Raw genomic sequence first — 17,585 nt, 5'->3', positions numbered from 1 at the left:
TGCAAAGAAGATTATTTAATTGGATGTATTCAGTCTATTCCACAATGATTTTTAATATCACGTAGAACATGCGGTAGTTCCTCGAAGACATATTTGTTCTCATACCTTAAGACTGTGAATCCCAATTCAGTTAAATCTTGATCTCTTTTTTGATCCTTTTCTTTATGGACGGGTTCTTCATGAACCTGACCATCCAATTCAATAACAAGTTTGTGTAGAGCACAATAGAAATCAACGATATAGTTTTTTATGGAATGCTGTCTTCTAAATTTTAAACCATGAAACTTTTTTGACTGCAAATGACTCCACAAATAAGCTTCTGCTGGAGTCAGATTTTTCCTGAGGTATTTTCTATTGGATTCTAAATACTTCAGGTTGTGGATAGGAGGCCTGCGTTTCATGAAGTTAATTTAGGCAAAAGTTATATTCCTCGGTGAATTTCTACCTATCCGTCTCACGGCTGCGCCGCGATCCACCTTTCCTTATCTAAGGAAAGGAGCTTTTATGATTTATCTAAAATATTTGAATTTCTCTGTTGAAATTCTTTGATTTGAAGTTGAAGATCATTCGTTTTTTGTGAGTTGATTTCAGATTTCGTTTTTAGTTCAGCAAAATTAATTGACATATTTTTTAAATTAAATTGTCTTAAGCATGCTTCGTTTGCAAAAATAAATTGGTTGTTTTCAATTTTATAATCGCATTCTCCATTTAAAAACATGATCATAGCCTTATTACTATTTAAAATAAGAGAGTCTAGTTCACGGTTTTTAGAAGAAACGACTATAAAATTTTCAATCTCTGATTTGATAGAATTAATCTGCAAATCAGAAACTATTTCATATTCTTTGATTGAATCTAAAGTCACAAAAATTTTAGTACTGATTTCTTTCGTTTTTGATTTTTGATTTTCTAACAATGAGTCAACTTTGAATAATATTCTATTAGACTCGATATGTTGAACGTCATTTTTTATTCTTAATGGTTTTAAAAGGTTCTTAAAGTCGCTACCTTTCAAATTACTAGTGTAATTTTTTTCACTCATCTTAATTTGAGAAATAAGATCCTTAAGATTACTTTCTAATCTTTGAACTTCTTCAACATCGTTATTTTCCTTTACAAAATTTGGCTGATTAATATTTTCATTTGATTTATTTGTACAACTTATAAGTAAGGTGCAATAGAAAACGGTTTGGACTAAATATTTATTCATTCTATAAAATTATTTTATTTCTTCTCCAACCAGACCCTAGCATTCACAAATGCCTCCAACCATGGCGTCACCACATCATCTTTACGATCTGATGGATAGTATCCCCAATTCCATGGGAATGTGCTGCGTTCTAGGTGTGGCATCATTACAAGGTGACGACCATCCTCACTATTAAGCATTGCTGCATTGTAGTCAGAACCATTAGGGTTTGCTGGATAGTCTTCATAGCCGTAAGTTGCTGGTATTTGGTAGGCACTGCGATCTTTAGGTAATTGGAACTTTCCTTCACCATGTGCGGCCCAGATGCCTAGTTTGCTTCCAGCCAATGATTTTAGCATAATGGAATTGTTCTCGGCGATCTCAACGCTGGTGAAGTTACATTCAAATTTAGCGCTGTCGTTGTGTAACATTTTAGGCTTCTCGTCGTGGTCTGGATGAATCAATCCTAATTCTACAAACAACTGACAACCGTTACAAACGCCAATACTCATCGTATCTGGTCTGGCAAAGAAGTTTTTCAAAGCCTTGTTTGCCTTGTCATTATATAAGAATGCACCAGCCCAACCTTTAGCACTTCCCAAAACATCACTGTTTGAGAATCCGCCGACGGCTGCTATGAATTGCACACCTTCTAGGTTCTCCCGACCGCTAATCAAATCTGTCATGTGAACGTCCAGCACTTCAAATCCTGCGAGATACATGGCTCGAGCCATCTCACGCTCTGAATTACTTCCTTTTTCCCTGATGACCGCTGCTTTGATGCGCTTGTTAGGCAATGCAGGTAGCTTTCCATCAAACTGCGATGGAAACTCAAACTTTAACGGCTGATTCTTAAAATTCGCAAAACGCTCGTCAGCTTTAGCAGTGCCTGATTGCTGGCGATCGAGTAGGTGAGACGTCTTGTACCAGACATCTCTCAATTTATTAATATCTAAGGAGTTCCCGTCAAAATTCAAAGTAGCAGATTCTGTTGCGGTTCCTATTTTGTTGTATGAGATTCCGCTAGCATCAAGCTCACTTTCAACCGATGAATCCACGGCTTGGATGACGATTCCGGCATTTTCTGAGAACAAGGTTTTGATCAAGTCGTCACTCAATTCAGCTATGTCAAGATCCATTCCAATGTTTTGTGAAGGGAAACACATTTCCAATAATGTGGTGATCAATCCGCCACTAGCAACATCATGACCTGCAATTACTTTGCCTTGTTTAATTAAAGTTTGGATTGAGGTAAACGCTTTCGCGAAAGCGGACACATTCAACACATCTGGACAGTTATTTCCTATCGCATTTTGGGTTTGTGCAAAGCTGGATCCACCTAATTCCAAAGCCGTACTACTCATGTTGATGTAGTAGATAGGCGCGTCATAATTAGGCTGCAAAACAGGCTCGATAATGTTGTTGATATCGTCACAGGAACCAACCGTGCTGATGATGACCGTTCCAGGCGCCAATACATCCATATCAGGATATTTTTGCTTCATGCTTAGACTGTCCTTACCTGTAGGAATATTGATTCCCAAGTCAATAGCAAATTTGCTAACAGCTTCCACCGCAGCATATAAACGTGCGTCTTCACCAGGATTGTTGCACGGCCACATCCAGTTGGCACTTAAACTAACGCCAGCAAGCCCTTTTTCTATGGGAGCAAAAACGAGATTCGTCAGTGCTTCAGCAATCGCATTTCGAGATCCAGCCGCAGGATTGATCAAGGCTGCCACCGGTGCGTGACCTATAGTCGTCGCAACTCCGTTTTTGCCATTGTAATCCATCGCCATCACTCCAACATTATTGAGTGGTAATTGCAACTCACCACAGGTTTGTTGCTTAGCCACACGACCTGTAACGCAACGATCTACTTTGTTAGTAAGCCAGTCTTTGCAAGCAACAGCTTCCAACTGCAGGACTTGTTCAATGTATTTATTAAGATCTTTTTGATCATAATTGATTTCTTTATAATCTCGAGAGATCGTCGTATCGTTCATGACGGTTTTAGGACTAGAACCGAACATATCTTCCAGCGCTAGATCCATCGGGCTGCGACCATCTTTCTCGCTAAAAGTAAACTTGTTGTCACCAGTGACTTTTCCAACCTTGTAAAGCGGCGCGCGTTCACGAGCAGCAATTTCCTCGAGAATTGGTGTGTCGGCAGCATCCATAACGAGTCCCATGCGTTCTTGCGATTCATTACCAATGAGTTCCTTACGCGACAGCGTTGGGTCGCCCACTGGTAAAGAATCTACATCAATGATACCGCCAGTTTCTTCGACCAATTCAGATAAACAATTTAAATGTCCACCAGCGCCGTGATCGTGGATGGATTTGATGGGGTTGTTCTCGCTTTCTACCAGACCGCGTATTGCGTTTGCGGCACGTTTCTGCATTTCAGGATTGGATCTTTGTACAGCGTTTAATTCTAGACCGGAATCTAGTGCGCCAGTATCAGCACTACTAACGGCTGCGCCGCCCATTCCTATGCGGTAATTATCGCCACCCATAACGATGATGTCATCGCCAGTATCTGGTGTCTTTTTCAAGGCTTGGGAAAGTTTGCCGTAACCGATACCGCCAGCCTGCATGATCACCTTATCATAACCCAAATTTTGATCACCTTCCTGATGCTCAAAAGTCAACACAGAACCAACTATCAACGGCTGCCCGAACTTATTTCCAAAATCACTGGCACCGTTGGAAGCTTTGATCAAAATATCCATAGGCGTTTGATACAACCACTTTCTGGCTTCAAAGCCATTTTCCCATGGACGCTCGTCATTCAATCTGGAATAGCTGGTCATATAAACTGCTGTTCCTGCAAGTGGTAAGGAACCTTGACCACCAGCGAGACGGTCGCGTATTTCACCACCAGAACCTGTGGCAGCACCATTGAAAGGTTCCACAGTCGTTGGGAAGTTGTGGGTTTCGGCTTTTAGGGAAATAACGCTATCAAACAGGCTTGTCTGATACACATCTGGTTTGTTAGGAGTTTTGGGAGCAAATTGTTCGGATTTAGGTCCGTGAACAAAAGCCACATTATCAGAATAAGCACTTACAATCTCATTCGGATTTTGCTTACTCGTTTCTTTAATTAATTTGAATAGAGAAGATGGTTTTTCTTCGCCATCGATAATGAAAGTCCCGTTGAAAATCTTGTGGCGGCAGTGCTCTGAGTTTACCTGTGAAAACCCGAAGACCTCGCTGTCAGTCAATTTACGATCGAGCTTCTCAGAAAGTGCGATCAAATAATCGATCTCATCATCGCTCAATGCTAAGCCTTCCTGCATATTATACGCTGCGATATCTTCTACCTCAAGAATACCTTCTGCCTCTACATTGATATCAAATTGCGACTGGTCCAGTCCATCAAATTTGACCTGCAACATTTTATCGTAAGCTGAATCCGCTGTGCAGGCATTGAACTCCTCAATGCGTTGGATGCCTTTGATCTCCATGTTTTGAGTGATCTCAACTGCATTGGTAGACCATGGCGTGATGGTCGTGGCGCGCGGGCCTGTAAAAAAACCTGGGATTGAATCAGCTTCAATTAGTGGAGCATCGGCAAAGAGCCATTGCAGCTTTTGATCATCCTCTTCAGATAGGTTGGATGACGTTTGAACTGCATAGATTTTCTTGGTGGGATTTCCGTAAAAATGGATCATTGTGTGCGCTTTTGTGGGCATTTACAAAGTTACATTTTTAGGATGTGAATTGATAGGAATCCGCTTTCGCGAAAGCGGAATTACCACCAGTTTTTCAACAATATCAAAGGTCCTTTTTCATGAGCAGCATACCGCGAAATTCTGGTTTCATACTTGGCGAATCTAGCTGAAACGGACGTTCTGTATAAAAGCCCATTTTATGGTAGAATTTAATTGCTGGTTCCTGTGTGTCCATACATTCCAACCATACCGATTTTTGACCCGCCTGTGCAGCCTGATCCACTACATAATTCACAAGTAATCCACCTATCCCAGAACCATGAGTAGCTGGATCGAGATAGATGCGGTGCAGTTTTGTAACATTATGGTGAGCGCTTTCAGGATATGGACAGTCAAAAAGATAGCGCAACATGCCCATGACTTCGTCTTTATATTCAACAAAATAATATCTGGCATTTTCCAGAGCCAATTCAGTCATGACTTGATCTCGATTGTACTGAGATTCTACATAAGCTTCACCATTGTCCTGCCACAAATGTTGATATACGGGTTTGTAAATAAGATGCATCATGCGCCTCAAACGTTCTTGTTCATCGATGGCGATTGGTAAGAGTTTTACATCTGTATTGAGTACCACAGCTTCTCTTTTCATAGGTTTAATTTACGTTGTAAAGCAATACTTTATTTTGAAAGTTGAGAGGTAGCGCGAGTAGTTTCTTATCTCTTATGTATAGAATATCGCCTACACTAGCTTCTGAGGTCATAAAGACACTGACCTCGCCAGATCTGGAGATTTTGTAGATCGTACCTCTGCGCCAGTCAGAAACTAAAAAGTTATTATTATCAAATACTTGAATACCATCCAGATTACCTTGTGGTACTGGTGTTACTTTTTCGATCACTTTAGTATTAATATTGACTTTGAGAAAACGACCTTGGGTATTTCCCTCGCTATTTTCAGATCCTGGCGATCCCCAACCACCTATGTACAAATCGTTACCTATTGCTAGCAATCCGTTAGGGTTTTCTAGTTCTAAGGTATTCATCCATTTCGTAAATCGTTTATCAGCGTCTAGTCTATAGATGGAAGAACTGCGAATGTCAGAAACGTACACATTACCCTTATCATCTGTCGCTACGTCATTCAAGGATTGCTCATCACCAACCTTGTATCTATTGGTTACCTCACCTGACTGCCGACTGATCTCAACCAATACGGTAGCATCAGAAACGTAAATCCAATCCTCTAAAACCGCGATGCCTTTAGGATTATTCAAGCCTGTGGTGAAGTTTCTATCAATGATATTTCCCTCAAGATCAATGGTCGCAATACTACCATCTCCAGGCTCTTGCTCACCTTGAACAGAAACGTACAACCTATTATAGTTGGGATCATGCGCAACAGATTCTGCATGGGTCAGATCAGGTATTTCAGCAATCAATGTGAGTTTTGCATCCTGCTTTATGGGCATGGTGGTGATGCGTTTTACGGGAATTTTACAGCCTGTGAAAAGGATGGAAAGCAAAAAGAATGGTAGGTACTTCATTGTAAATATAATAGGTGCCAAAAATAGTTTTTATAAGAAAGGTCTTGATTTTTTTAAAGTAATAGTTGAGAATTACTTCGCTTTCGCGAAAGCGAAACAAATCCATAAACATTTCTATAAGTTAAGATTATTCAAATGCCGAAAGCTTCTCGGTTATCTCTATGTATCTTATATAAAAACCAAAAAAATTATGAAAGCAGCACGATTTATGAAACAAGGCGGCGATCTGGAAATTGTCGATATGGACAAACCAACGCCCAAGAATAATGAGATTTTAATAAAAGTAGAAGCCTGTGGTGTTTGTCACAGCGATGTCTTTGTAAAACAAGGCGCGATGGGAAATGAATTTCCTAGAACTCCAGGGCATGAAGTTGTTGGAATTATTGAGGAATTAGGTAGTGATGTGACCAGTCTCAAAAAAGGACAACGAGTAGGAATAGGCTGGCATGGTGGTCACTGCTTTACCTGTGATCCCTGCAGACGTGGTAAATTTATCAATTGCGAGAACGCAAAAGTTTCTGGAATATCCTATGATGGCGGTTATGCAGAATATATGACAGCACCTTATGAAGCTGCAGCAGCCATTCCAGAAGAACTAAAAAGTACGGAAGCGGCACCTTTATTATGCGCAGGTATCACAGTTTATAATGGTATGCGTAATGCTGGATTGAGAGCTGGAGATACGGTAGCTGTTCAAGGAATTGGTGGTTTGGGTCACCTTGCCATTCAATATGCCAATAAAATGGGAATGCGTACGATTGCTATTTCTACCAGCGAAGACAAGAAAAAGCTTGCCATGGAATTAGGGGCTCATGAATTTATAGCTACAGATAATGTAGATGCCGTTGAAAAACTACAAGAAATGGGCGGCGCAGATTTAATTGTTGCCACAGCACCACATGCAGATGCAATTTCAAGCGTAATAGATGGTCTAGCCATGGACGGTACTATGTTACTAATCGCAGCCACACCTGATAATGTAGAAGTTTCACCTATGCAATTGCTACAAGCCCGCAAGAGTTTGAAAGGATGGCCTAGTGGTACAGCGCCAGATAGTGAGGACACGCTCAACTTTAGCGCGATGACTGGGACAAAGCCCATGATTGAAGAATTTGCTTTGAAAGATGCTAATGAAGCTTTTGAGAAGATGATGAATAACGAGACTCGTTTTAGAGCGGTACTCAATATGAGTTTGTAGGTAAAATTAATTTTAAGCAAAAGCCCCAAGATTATAAAATCTTAGGGCTTTCTTAATTTTTAGCTTTGCGAGAGAATCGTTTCTCTGCTTTTTTTATTTTTTTAGTTGACTTCTTCAAATCCTTCATTGCATTTTTATCCACAACACTGCACCAATTTTGTTCATCTATATCTCCGTAAAAGAAGAAACGCGTATTCAATCCAGCAGATTTTTCCATCTCTTCTGCTGCATTAAGTAACTGAACATTATCGCCTGAGAGAGCTATAAATCGATGCGAAGGATTATCTCCGCTAGCGTCTTTGATAACTTGAATCGTATGTTTTGTAAAATCGATAAACTCGGTTTCATTGTTCAATATATCTGGAACTCTTATAATATAATACATGGTATGATATGTATCATTTTTTGTTTTGACGCAATCATGTTGAGCATCGACCATAGTATTGTAATTTTCCTCACCTTGAACAAGGGTCAAGAAATGATGCATTACTCCATATTTTGAAAAATCAAAACTTGTACAATCAACTGATTCAGCTTGATATTTAAATCCGAATTCTAATTTTGCCTGACCAAAAATCAATGAGGCACACAATAAACAGAAACAATTAATGAATGATTTAATCATAAGTTTATTTAACTATCACCTTAAAGGTTTTGCTTGACAAATCAGTATCCAATTTCACGAGATACATTCCATTACCATCGATACTAAATCGGTTATCAACCGTCATTTGATCCATAAATATCATTCTCCCAGAAACATCATAAACCGTCACAGAAGCTGGTTCATTTAGATTTGAAATTTGGAAAACGCCAGTGGAAGGATTTGGATATAAGGAGATTCCCGCTAAATCTTGATCGTTTAATGAAGCCGTAGTGGACCAAATCATATTCACCCATTCAGGATTATCTATGAATGGATTGCGGTTATTTTGATAATCAAATACGTCATTATTGCGATCGATCTCACGCTGGCCTACAGGATCTTGATCGTGCCATTGTACCAATAAATCGATGAACCATTGCTCATACCATTGATTCTTGTTAGGTCCACCACGTGGATCGCTTACATTGGCATCCTTATCGTCCCAGGAGTTGTCATCCCAATTATCCTCATACCGAGTCGCAAAATATAACAGACTACGCGCTATGTCTCCTTTGAATTCATCAAGTGGTTCAAAAACAGTTTGTGAAAATCCAAGAGTTACTGATGGTCCGACTTTACTACCGTTACGTGAAGTAAATGTTGGGTTGTTTACTTCACCAAAAGGGAAGTTGCTACGTCTTCCATTCACCTGACCATCTGTTGGTACAACGTGGTGCGCATCATTACGCATGATATCCTCTCCATTAAAAAATCCTTGCGGATATAGGTGTTCCCGATTATAGCAGAAACCTTCGTTGGAACTTACATTTCCGCAATTCTCGTTGAATGCGTAGGAATAAGGATCTGCACCATCTGGATTTTCTGAATACATGTCAAGAATCGTAAACGATTGGTTGGCATCATAATAATCATCATTGTCAGATGTTTGGTATAAATCTATCAGGTCACCATAAGATTGACCATCAAAGCCATTGGTGATTATTTCTTTTAATTCCGTTTTAAGTTCATAGCCTGATAACCCTTGCGTGCTGCTATAATAACCTTGTGGTGGCTGTGCGGTAGCGAGGAAAAAACTGAAGAATAGAGAAGTGAGTAGAAATCTGCTCATAGGGGAAATATATTAGGAGTTCTTTTTTAATCGAGCCATATAAAACCCATCAAAACCATCACGATGAGCTAAAAGAGATTGTGAATCTTCCAATTCAAAGTTGGCTCCAGCCTCAGAATTTAGGAATGTTTCCACTTGCCTTTCATTTTCTGAAGGTAAAATGGAGCAGGTAGCATAAACCATCATTCCTTCTGGTTTTACCACACGACTGTAGGATTGCAAGATTTCTTGCTGTGTCTTTTTAATGTTATCCAGAAATTCTGGCTCTAGTTTCCACTTTGCATCTGGATTGCGTCGCAAAACACCTAAACCACTACAAGGCGCATCAATCACGAGCCTGTCCATTTTACCGTCCAGTTTCTTAATCACTTTGGTAGAATCAATAAGGCGTGTTTCAATGTTATGAGCTCCAGCGCGACGAGCGCGACGTTTCAGTTCATTGAGTTTACCGTTATAAATGTCAGTAGATATGATTTGACCTTTATTTTCCATTAGTGCCGCGAGGTGCAGGGATTTCCCACCAGCTCCAGCACAAGAGTCCATCACTCGCATACCAGGCTCCACTTGAGCAAAAGGTGCTATGGTTTGGGAACCGGCATCCTGTACTTCAAAGAGGCCATTTTGAAACAATTCCGTTTGAAAAACGTTGGCTCTTTCATCAAGAATCAAGGCATCTGGAAAACGCTCGTCGGTTTTAGTTGAAATTTCTAAGGCCGTTAGTTTTTCCTTTAAAGTTTGAACATCAGTATGTAATGTATTGGCGCGCAATACCACATCTGCCTGCTCATTAAGAGCATGAATTTCCTTATTCCAGAGTTCCTCGCCCAGTTCTTTTTTACCCAATTCATCCATCCAGTCTGGAATGGATTCTTTGTATTTTGTTGTGGCAGATAGCTCATCAAACTTTCCTTTGATGCGTCGTACCGGCGTGTTATAATATTCTTCCCAGGCAGGAACATCATGTCCTTTTAGCACAATCCATACGGCTGTCATGCGCCATAAATCGGCTGGTTTGAAAGGTTCTTTTACATTTGCGATCGCTGCATAAAGTCTTTTATAACGAACGATGTCATACGTGGTTTCGGCAATGAAACCGCGATCCCTGGAACCCCAACGAGTATCTTTTTTTAAGATGCGTTGGATCGCTTGATCTGCATATTTGCCGTCGTTAAATATATTGTGCAGGGCATCCACGGTGGCCTGTAGTAAATTGTGGTGAAATCTCATGCTGCAAAAATACATTTATCTCATCGCTCTAGAAGTTATTAAAAGGTTGTTTTTGTATTCGCTTTCGCGAAAGCGAACTATTCCTCAACTTTACCACATATTTCAAACTTCCTCATGAATAAAATCATTCTGTTCGTCATTCCTTTTCTTTTGTTATCCTGTAAAAAGGAAAACCAATCATCTTATCAAATACCGCAAGAAGTCTCTATAGAGTTGGAATCCCTATCAACAGATTCCTTAAGTGTGCGGGCTCTGGACGTGAAGGACGATACATTTTGGTTTGCAGGAAACCGCAGTACCTATGGCTCATGTCACGATAGCTTGCCAGGAATACATAAAGGACGTGTCCTGTATAACGGAAACGACCAATTGGAATTTAGATCCATCGCGATCACGACAGATTATACTTTTATCCTAACAGCGGGAAATCCAGCGTTGATCTATCGCATTTCACACGAGAATGACTCACTGGCATTGGTTTATGAGGAATCTGGTGAGAAGGTATTTTACGACAGTATGAAATTCTGGAACGATACCGATGGAATTGCCATGGGCGACCCACAAACCGACTGCTTTACAGTATTGACCACATACGATGGTGGTGATAGCTGGTCAAAAATAGACTGCGATCAATTGCCTAAAATTGTGGAAGGTGAGGCTGCCTATGCTGCCAGTAATTCCAACATTGCATTACAAGGCGACCACATCTGGATTGCGACAGGTGGCATGGCTTCAAGAATTCTACACAGTCCTGACCACGGTAAGACCTGGGAAATTCAGGAAACACCCATAACAAATGGCGGTGAGATGACGGGAATTTATGCAGTTGATTTTTATGATGAAAAGTTGGGAGTTATAATAGGTGGCGACTGGAATAGTAAGGAGAATAAAGTTGCTAATAAGGCCATTACCTATGATGGTGGAGCTACCTGGGAACTTATAGCAGATGGCAATGGTCCAGGTTATTGCAGTGATATTACTTTTGTTCCCAACACAGATGGAAACGAACTCCTAGCGGTTGGAAGTCCCGGCATTTGGTGGAGCGGCAATCAAGGAAAGGATTGGAAACAGCTTTCAACTACAGGATTTTATACCATCGCCATGTCAAACGATGCAACCGGATTGCTAGCCGGAAGCAACCACATAAGCCGATTTGAACTAAAGAGAAAATAAACTATCGACGAACTGCATATAATGAACTTATGTTAAGTTATTGAAAATCAATAAAATAAATTATTTTCATCGTTAGAATGCTAAATAAATAAGATATAAAACACAAAAACAAAGCCGACGTATTACATTTAACACGGTTTAAGTAAATAAGCAATCATCTGAAAATTTGTTGTTTATTAAAATATAGCGGTGGAGATCGCTAGTGAAAGAGCGGTGGAGACCGCTCTTTTTTTATGCGTCATTTTTAAACTACTTAACCGAATTCAATATTTCATTGACCGCGATCTGGTAATTTCTAGTGTTTCCAGCTTTCTTTATTTTTTTGAATGTTTTTTGTGGGTTTTCAAATTGTTCAGCAAAATAACCCCAGAAGCCTTGCATCTTCATCTTGATAGGCGTTGGTCCTTGAAGAAACTCATCGTAATGAGTAAAAATTTGATCATGAAACGCTTTAAATCGTTCCCAACGGTCTGCGGGATAATCTTTTAGATCTTGTTTGATCATTAGCGGTAAATAGGGATCTGCAATCAGACCGCGGCCTATCATGAAATGTTCAATAGTGGAAAAGCGCTCCAGGCGCTCTTGGAAAATATCTACGCTCGTTATATCGCCATTGTAATAGAGTAGATGCGGTGATTGCTCAATGCACTTTTCAAATGCGTCTAGGTGTACGCCACCTTTGTACAATTGTTTTCCCGTACGAGCATGAACGGCAATGCTTTTCAAAGGATATTTCTTGAGAGTTTCAAAAGATTCTAAAATCTCGGTAGTCTCGTGATAGCCCAATCGCATTTTCATGGAGATGGTCACGTCCGTTTCGGCGTGGACTCTTTCTAGTATGTGATCAATTCCAATGTGGTTACAGATCAATCCAGAACCCATGCCGCGTTTGGTAACCATGGGATAGGGACAACCTAGATTCCAGTTGAGTTCATTATAGCCCAAGGATTTGATGTAATTCGCAGCCAGCAAAAATTCATCTGCATCTGCGGTCATCACTTGCGGAATCAATTCTGGTACTTGATTATTTTCAGGATCCAGATCCCGCTGGTAGGAAGCTTTGATCTCCAGTTTACCGTTAAATCGAATGTAAGGCGCATAAAAGGTATCAATCCCACCATAAAACTCATGAAACGCATTGCGGAATCTAAAGTCGGTAAAGCCTTGCAATGGCGAGGAAAGTAGTTGGAAATCGCGCATTAATCGGCTGTTTTATAAACTCTGGTAAGATCCAGAATATTGATTCCGTTAGTTTCTAGACCATGTACATTCTTACTGATAAAACGGACGCTTTGATCGTAATACAATGGAACGATCGCAGCATTTTCAATAATGAGTGAATCCATTTTTATATATAACTCTTCACGTTGCTTTGGATCTGGAATTGCTAGAGCTTGCTCATACAATTCATCATATTTCTCGTTTGAGAAATGCGTGTAATTAGGTCCGTTTGGAGCAAAGTTTTCAGAATAAAACAATGACAAGTAATTTTCGGCATCAGGATAATCTGCGATCCAACTGGATCTAAAAGCGTCCAATTGACCAGCGCTGCGCGCCTGGCGTAATGTGGATGGTGGCATCACTTCAACCGCTACATCGATTCCAGCCTTTTCCAATTCCTTTTGGATATACTCGCATAGATCAAGGTAATTAGCATTTGTGCTTATCACCACCTGCGGATTTTCATCGCCGGTTTCTCTTATATATTCATTCACCAGAATTCTTGCTTCCATAGGATCATATTCGAAACCCTTGATCTGTCCACCGGCAGGTAGGCCTGCAGGTATAAAACCGCTGGTAGCTGGTGTTCCAATATTATTGCGTAGGTATTTGATCATTTGAACTCTATCAAAACCTAGATTAATTGCGCGTCGTAATTTCAAGCTTTGCAATTCTGGTGTTTCACTGTCTAGCTGTAATCCCAGATATTCTGTATTAAGAAATGGAGCTTTAATCATATTCACACTAGATACGTAGGCAGGTTTGAGTTCACCTTGCGTGGTCAGCAGCTCGTCCTTATAGCTAGGATCTAAGGCGTTGATAAAATCAAGATTTCCTTGAGCAAATTCCAGAAATTCTGACTGCTTGTCATTTTTGAAAGTAATGGCAACGGCTTCTAGATAGGGAAGTGGCTCGCCTTTTTCATCTGTTTCAAAGTAATGCTCATTCTTTCGCAATACTAGTTTTACATTTTCTTCCCAGCGTTTCATGTAAAATGGGCCAGTTCCTATAGGATTGGATCGCTGGTCATAATCAGGTTTGAGTCGGCTAGCTTCTGGAATGACTGAACAATATTTCATGGTCAACAATCCCAAAAAGGCTGGAAACGGCTGGTTTAATTCAATGATCAATTCATTGTCTGCAGGAGCTGAAATGCTTTTCACATTGCTCATGACCCATGCGCCAGGAGATGCGACTCTAGGATCTGTGAGGCGTTCTAATGAATATTTAAAATCTGAAGCAGTAACTTTTTGTAATATAGTTTGAGATGAGTTCGCTTTCGCGAAAGCGGAATTCTCATGAAAATAGATGCTATCTTTCAACTTAAAGTTATAGGTACGTCCATCGATGCTAACTTCCCAATTATCAGCAATATCGGAAACTACTTGAAGTTCATTGTCAAGCTTCACTAGACCGTTGTAGATCAAATTACAAGCCCAGATATTTCGTTGATCTTTTGAGAATGCTGGATCTAGACTTGTGATGTTTGCATGCTCATTATAACGGAAAACCGTTGTAGGATCGATCTGATTTGTATCGCTAGAACAGCTGTAAAAAATGATCGTGAAAAGTAGGAGTGACCACCATTTATTCATGGTCGCAAAGATACTGGTTTGTGAGACTTGTTGATAGCATTTCAAAGGCATTGCAAAATGGGTTTTGAAACTTTTTACTGTCTTTAAATGCCAGTATCTTTGCAGACTATTTGAACAGGATCATGAACGCCGTAGCAGACAAAAAATCAGTGGCTTTTTATACGTTGGGATGTAAGCTAAACTTTAGCGAGACATCAACCATAGCGCGTGATTTTGACAAGCAAGGTTATGATCGCAAGGAGTTTGATGAGCCTGCAGATATCTATGTGATTAACACCTGTAGCGTTACTGAAAATGCTGATAAGCGGTTTAAAACGATTGTAAAAAAAGCCCAAAAGCAAAACAAGGATGCTTTTACTATAGCTGTAGGTTGTTATGCGCAATTAAAGCCAGAAGAATTGGCCGCGGTAGATGGAGTAGACCTAGTGTTGGGAGCAACGGAAAAATTCAAGATTACCGATTATATCAATCAGCTATCTAAGGATCAGCCGGCACAGATCCATTCCTGTGAAATCGATGAGGCCGATTTTTATGTGGGTTCCTATTCTATAGGCGATAGAACGAGAGCCTTTCTCAAGGTTCAGGATGGTTGTGATTATAAGTGTACCTATTGTACCATACCGTTGGCACGAGGCATTTCACGTAGCGATACGATGGAAAATGTATTGCAAAATGCTCGAGACATCGCAGCGCAGGATATTAAAGAAATCGTTTTGACGGGTGTCAATATAGGTGACTATGGAAAAGGCGAATTTGGTAACAAGCGTCATGAACATACATTTCTTGATTTAGTGAAAGAGTTGGATCAAGTAGAAGGAATTGAACGCTTGCGTATTTCATCGATTGAACCCAATCTATTGAAAAACGAGACCATTGAATTGGTTTCCAGATCCAGAGCTTTTGTCCCGCATTTTCACATACCGCTGCAATCTGGTAGTAATGAGTTGTTAGGTAAAATGAAACGCCGCTACAATAGAGAGTTATATGTGGATCGCGTGGCTCGCATCAAAGAAACCATGCCAGATTGCTGCATAGGCGTTGATGTAATCGTGGGTTTCCCAGGCGAGACCGATGATCATTTTATGGACACATACAAGTTCCTGAGTGATTTAGACATTTCCTATCTGCATGTGTTTACCTATTCAGAACGTGAGAATACAGAAGCCGCTGTCATGGACGGCGTTGTCCCAATGAATGTGCGTAAAAAACGTTCTAAAATGTTGCGCGGATTATCCGTCAAAAAGCGCCGTGCGTTCTATGAAAGCCAATTGGGTAACACCAAAACTGTCCTTTGGGAAGCCGAAAACAAAGAAGGATTCATACATGGTTTTACTGAGAATTATGTAAAAGTCAAAACGTATTACAATCCAGAATTGGTCAATGAATTGCAAACGGTTCAATTAGTTGAGATTGACGAAGATGGGATCGTGCGTGTGCAAGTTTTGTAGAAACTTTGAACATATAACCGCCGTTTCTCGACTTTCGCTCGAAATGGCTTTCATTTTAAGATTTCAATATGCGTATCCGTCTTTCGACTGTCGCTTCAAATTTCTTTTTTAATTACTATTGAAATTTACAAACCAGTATCGAGCGGCAGTCGAGATATGGTTCTATATCAATCTTTAGAGGTCTAGTAACCAGCCGTTTCTCGACTTTCGCTCGAAATGGCTTTTCAATCTACACCGTAATATTTGTAACCAATATCCAGCGAGAGTCGGGATATTTTTCTGTATAAAGCTATAGAGGTCTTGAAACCAAACGTTTCTCGACTTTCGCTCGAAATGGCTTTCATTTTAAGATTTCAATAAGCGTAGCTGTCTTTTGACTGTCGCTTCAAATTTCTTTTTTATTTACTATTGAAACTTACAAACCAGTATCGAGCGGCAGTCGAGATATGGTTTCTACTTGTGGTTTATCAGAGTTACGCTTTCGCGAAAGCGAGATAATTATTCTCACCAATTGCATATTTCAAAATAATTCTTAGTTTTATACCTAAGTTACATAGGTATGTCAAATACATCTCTTTATCGTGGCAATCTTACAGCGATTGTTCTCCAGCTTTTGGACACCGAAGGTCGGATGTATGGATATGAAATCACTCAGAAAGTCAAAGAGAAAACCAATGGCTCGTTGGAGATAAAGGAAGGCGCATTGTATCCTATACTGCATAAACTTGAGGCTCAGAATTTCCTAACCGTTGAAGCTGAAAAAGTAGATAATCGTATACGTAAATACTATAAAATTACGGAAGCTGGCGAACAGGAACGTGTGAGTCAACTGGAGGCGCTGCGAGAATATATGACCACTATGGAACAATTGTTCAATCCTAAATGGAGTTACTAATGACCCAACTTGATGACCAACAAATAGAATCACTTTACAAGTTTACAAGACAACATTTTGTAGAACATTATGACCTACAGACAGAGCTTGTAGATCATATGGCGCATGGTATTGAACAGCAATGGAGCGATCATCCCAACCTTTCTTTTGAGCAGGCGCGGGATCGTGAGTTTAAGAAGTTCGGCGTTTTTGGTTTTATGGATGTTGTTGAGGAACGGCAAAAAGCATTGAGTAAGAAGTACATGAAGATCGTGTGGTCGCACTTTCTGCAATATATGCAGGTGCCAAGAATCATCGGGTTCTTGACTGTAATTGGATTGTTTGCTTATCTACTTAAGATTGTTTCTTTTTCTGAAAGCCTGTTTCTGGGATCTATAGTTTCTGTAATGGCTGTGTATATTTTGGCTTTGATGATAATGAGAAAAAAATTAAAAAGGAAGAAGGAAGAAAAACGCTGGATGTTTCAAGACATGCTGTTCAATCAAGGTGCGATGGGTGGCATTGCCCTCATTCCGCTTCATGTGTTCAACATTTTGAATGGGACCGCAGGAATCTCTTCTGTGAGTATGTTCTGGCTTATCGTTATTAGCATATTGGTCTGCAGCATGTACTTATTTCTCTACATCATGACCATTGAAATTCCTAAACACGCGCAGTATTACCTGGAACAAACCTATCCAGAATATAAGTTGTCCTGACT

At 40.1% G+C, this 17,585-nt stretch carries 15 protein-coding genes; 5 read left to right on the top strand and 10 right to left on the bottom strand.

The window, feature by feature from the left end; genetic code table 11:
- Window positions 1–29: 29 nt before the first annotated feature.
- From BLO34_RS04610 to BLO34_RS04590, 5 genes are all read right to left on the bottom strand, one after another.
- Window positions 30–401 (bottom strand): endonuclease domain-containing protein, encoded by a 372-nt coding sequence (locus tag BLO34_RS04610; protein ID WP_090753013.1) that lies wholly within the window; start codon window positions 399–401, stop codon window positions 30–32.
- Window positions 402–502: 101 nt separating this feature from the next.
- On the bottom strand, window positions 503–1,210 hold the full coding sequence (locus BLO34_RS04605; protein ID WP_090753012.1) for a hypothetical protein: 708 nt from the start codon (window positions 1,208–1,210) through the stop codon (window positions 503–505).
- 14 nt (window positions 1,211–1,224) lie between these two features.
- Window positions 1,225–4,866 carry a phosphoribosylformylglycinamidine synthase gene (gene purL, locus BLO34_RS04600; protein ID WP_090753010.1) on the bottom strand — a complete coding sequence of 1,214 codons (3,642 nt, stop codon included), beginning with the start codon at window positions 4,864–4,866 and terminating at the stop codon, window positions 1,225–1,227.
- A gap of 103 nt (window positions 4,867–4,969) precedes the next feature.
- Complete coding sequence (locus tag BLO34_RS04595; protein ID WP_090753008.1) at window positions 4,970–5,518, bottom strand: GNAT family N-acetyltransferase; 549 nt, start codon at window positions 5,516–5,518, stop codon at window positions 4,970–4,972.
- A gap of 4 nt (window positions 5,519–5,522) precedes the next feature.
- Window positions 5,523–6,413 (bottom strand): SMP-30/gluconolactonase/LRE family protein, encoded by an 891-nt coding sequence (locus BLO34_RS04590; protein ID WP_157686678.1) that lies wholly within the window; start codon window positions 6,411–6,413, stop codon window positions 5,523–5,525.
- A gap of 190 nt (window positions 6,414–6,603) precedes the next feature.
- Between BLO34_RS04590 and BLO34_RS04585 the strand changes: the two genes are divergently transcribed.
- Complete coding sequence (locus tag BLO34_RS04585; RefSeq protein WP_090756441.1) at window positions 6,604–7,611, top strand: alcohol dehydrogenase; 1,008 nt, start codon at window positions 6,604–6,606, stop codon at window positions 7,609–7,611.
- A gap of 52 nt (window positions 7,612–7,663) precedes the next feature.
- Here the strand turns inward: BLO34_RS04585 and BLO34_RS04580 are convergent, their stop codons facing one another.
- The 3 genes from BLO34_RS04580 to BLO34_RS04570 are packed head-to-tail and all read right to left on the bottom strand — an operon-like array spanning window position 7,664 to window position 10,553.
- Window positions 7,664–8,236: a hypothetical protein gene (locus BLO34_RS04580; RefSeq protein ID WP_157686676.1), complete on the bottom strand. Its 573-nt coding sequence runs from the start codon at window positions 8,234–8,236 to the stop codon at window positions 7,664–7,666.
- 4 nt (window positions 8,237–8,240) lie between these two features.
- Window positions 8,241–9,326, bottom strand: coding sequence for an endonuclease (locus BLO34_RS04575; RefSeq protein WP_090753004.1), 1,086 nt, complete (start codon window positions 9,324–9,326; stop codon window positions 8,241–8,243).
- A 12-nt stretch (window positions 9,327–9,338) separates the two neighbouring features.
- Window positions 9,339–10,553, bottom strand: coding sequence for an RsmB/NOP family class I SAM-dependent RNA methyltransferase (locus BLO34_RS04570; RefSeq protein WP_090753002.1), 1,215 nt, complete (start codon window positions 10,551–10,553; stop codon window positions 9,339–9,341).
- A 114-nt stretch (window positions 10,554–10,667) separates the two neighbouring features.
- Between BLO34_RS04570 and BLO34_RS04565 the strand changes: the two genes are divergently transcribed.
- Complete coding sequence (locus tag BLO34_RS04565; RefSeq protein WP_090753001.1) at window positions 10,668–11,726, top strand: WD40/YVTN/BNR-like repeat-containing protein; 1,059 nt, start codon at window positions 10,668–10,670, stop codon at window positions 11,724–11,726.
- A 249-nt stretch (window positions 11,727–11,975) separates the two neighbouring features.
- Here the strand turns inward: BLO34_RS04565 and BLO34_RS04560 are convergent, their stop codons facing one another.
- A complete protein-coding gene (locus BLO34_RS04560) occupies window positions 11,976–12,926 on the bottom strand; it encodes a tRNA dihydrouridine synthase (protein WP_090752999.1) in 951 nt (316 codons plus the stop codon).
- Window positions 12,926–14,593: an ABC transporter substrate-binding protein gene (locus tag BLO34_RS04555; protein WP_231959561.1), complete on the bottom strand. Its 1,668-nt coding sequence runs from the start codon at window positions 14,591–14,593 to the stop codon at window positions 12,926–12,928. Before BLO34_RS04555 ends, BLO34_RS04560 begins: the two co-directional genes overlap by 1 nt.
- Before the next feature lie 71 nt (window positions 14,594–14,664).
- Between BLO34_RS04555 and mtaB the strand changes: the two genes are divergently transcribed.
- The 3 genes from mtaB to BLO34_RS04540 all read left to right on the top strand — a co-directional run bounded on the left by mtaB (window position 14,665) and on the right by BLO34_RS04540 (window position 17,583).
- The gene (gene mtaB, locus BLO34_RS04550; protein WP_090752995.1) at window positions 14,665–15,990 is read left to right on the top strand and encodes a tRNA (N(6)-L-threonylcarbamoyladenosine(37)-C(2))-methylthiotransferase MtaB; all 1,326 of its coding nucleotides are present in this window, start codon (window positions 14,665–14,667) and stop codon (window positions 15,988–15,990) included.
- A gap of 559 nt (window positions 15,991–16,549) precedes the next feature.
- Window positions 16,550–16,885, top strand: a complete 336-nt coding sequence (locus BLO34_RS04545; protein WP_090752993.1) for a PadR family transcriptional regulator — start codon at window positions 16,550–16,552, stop codon at window positions 16,883–16,885.
- Entirely contained in the window at window positions 16,885–17,583 is a 699-nt protein-coding gene (locus tag BLO34_RS04540) for a hypothetical protein (protein WP_172823953.1), read from the top strand. Before BLO34_RS04545 ends, BLO34_RS04540 begins: the two co-directional genes overlap by 1 nt.
- Window positions 17,584–17,585 lie beyond the last annotated feature (2 nt).

It is taken from the genome of Nonlabens sp. Hel1_33_55 (assembly GCF_900101765.1).
GTDB lineage: Bacteria > Bacteroidota > Bacteroidia > Flavobacteriales > Flavobacteriaceae > Nonlabens.
This window is presented reverse-complemented; position numbering and strand designations above follow the sequence as displayed.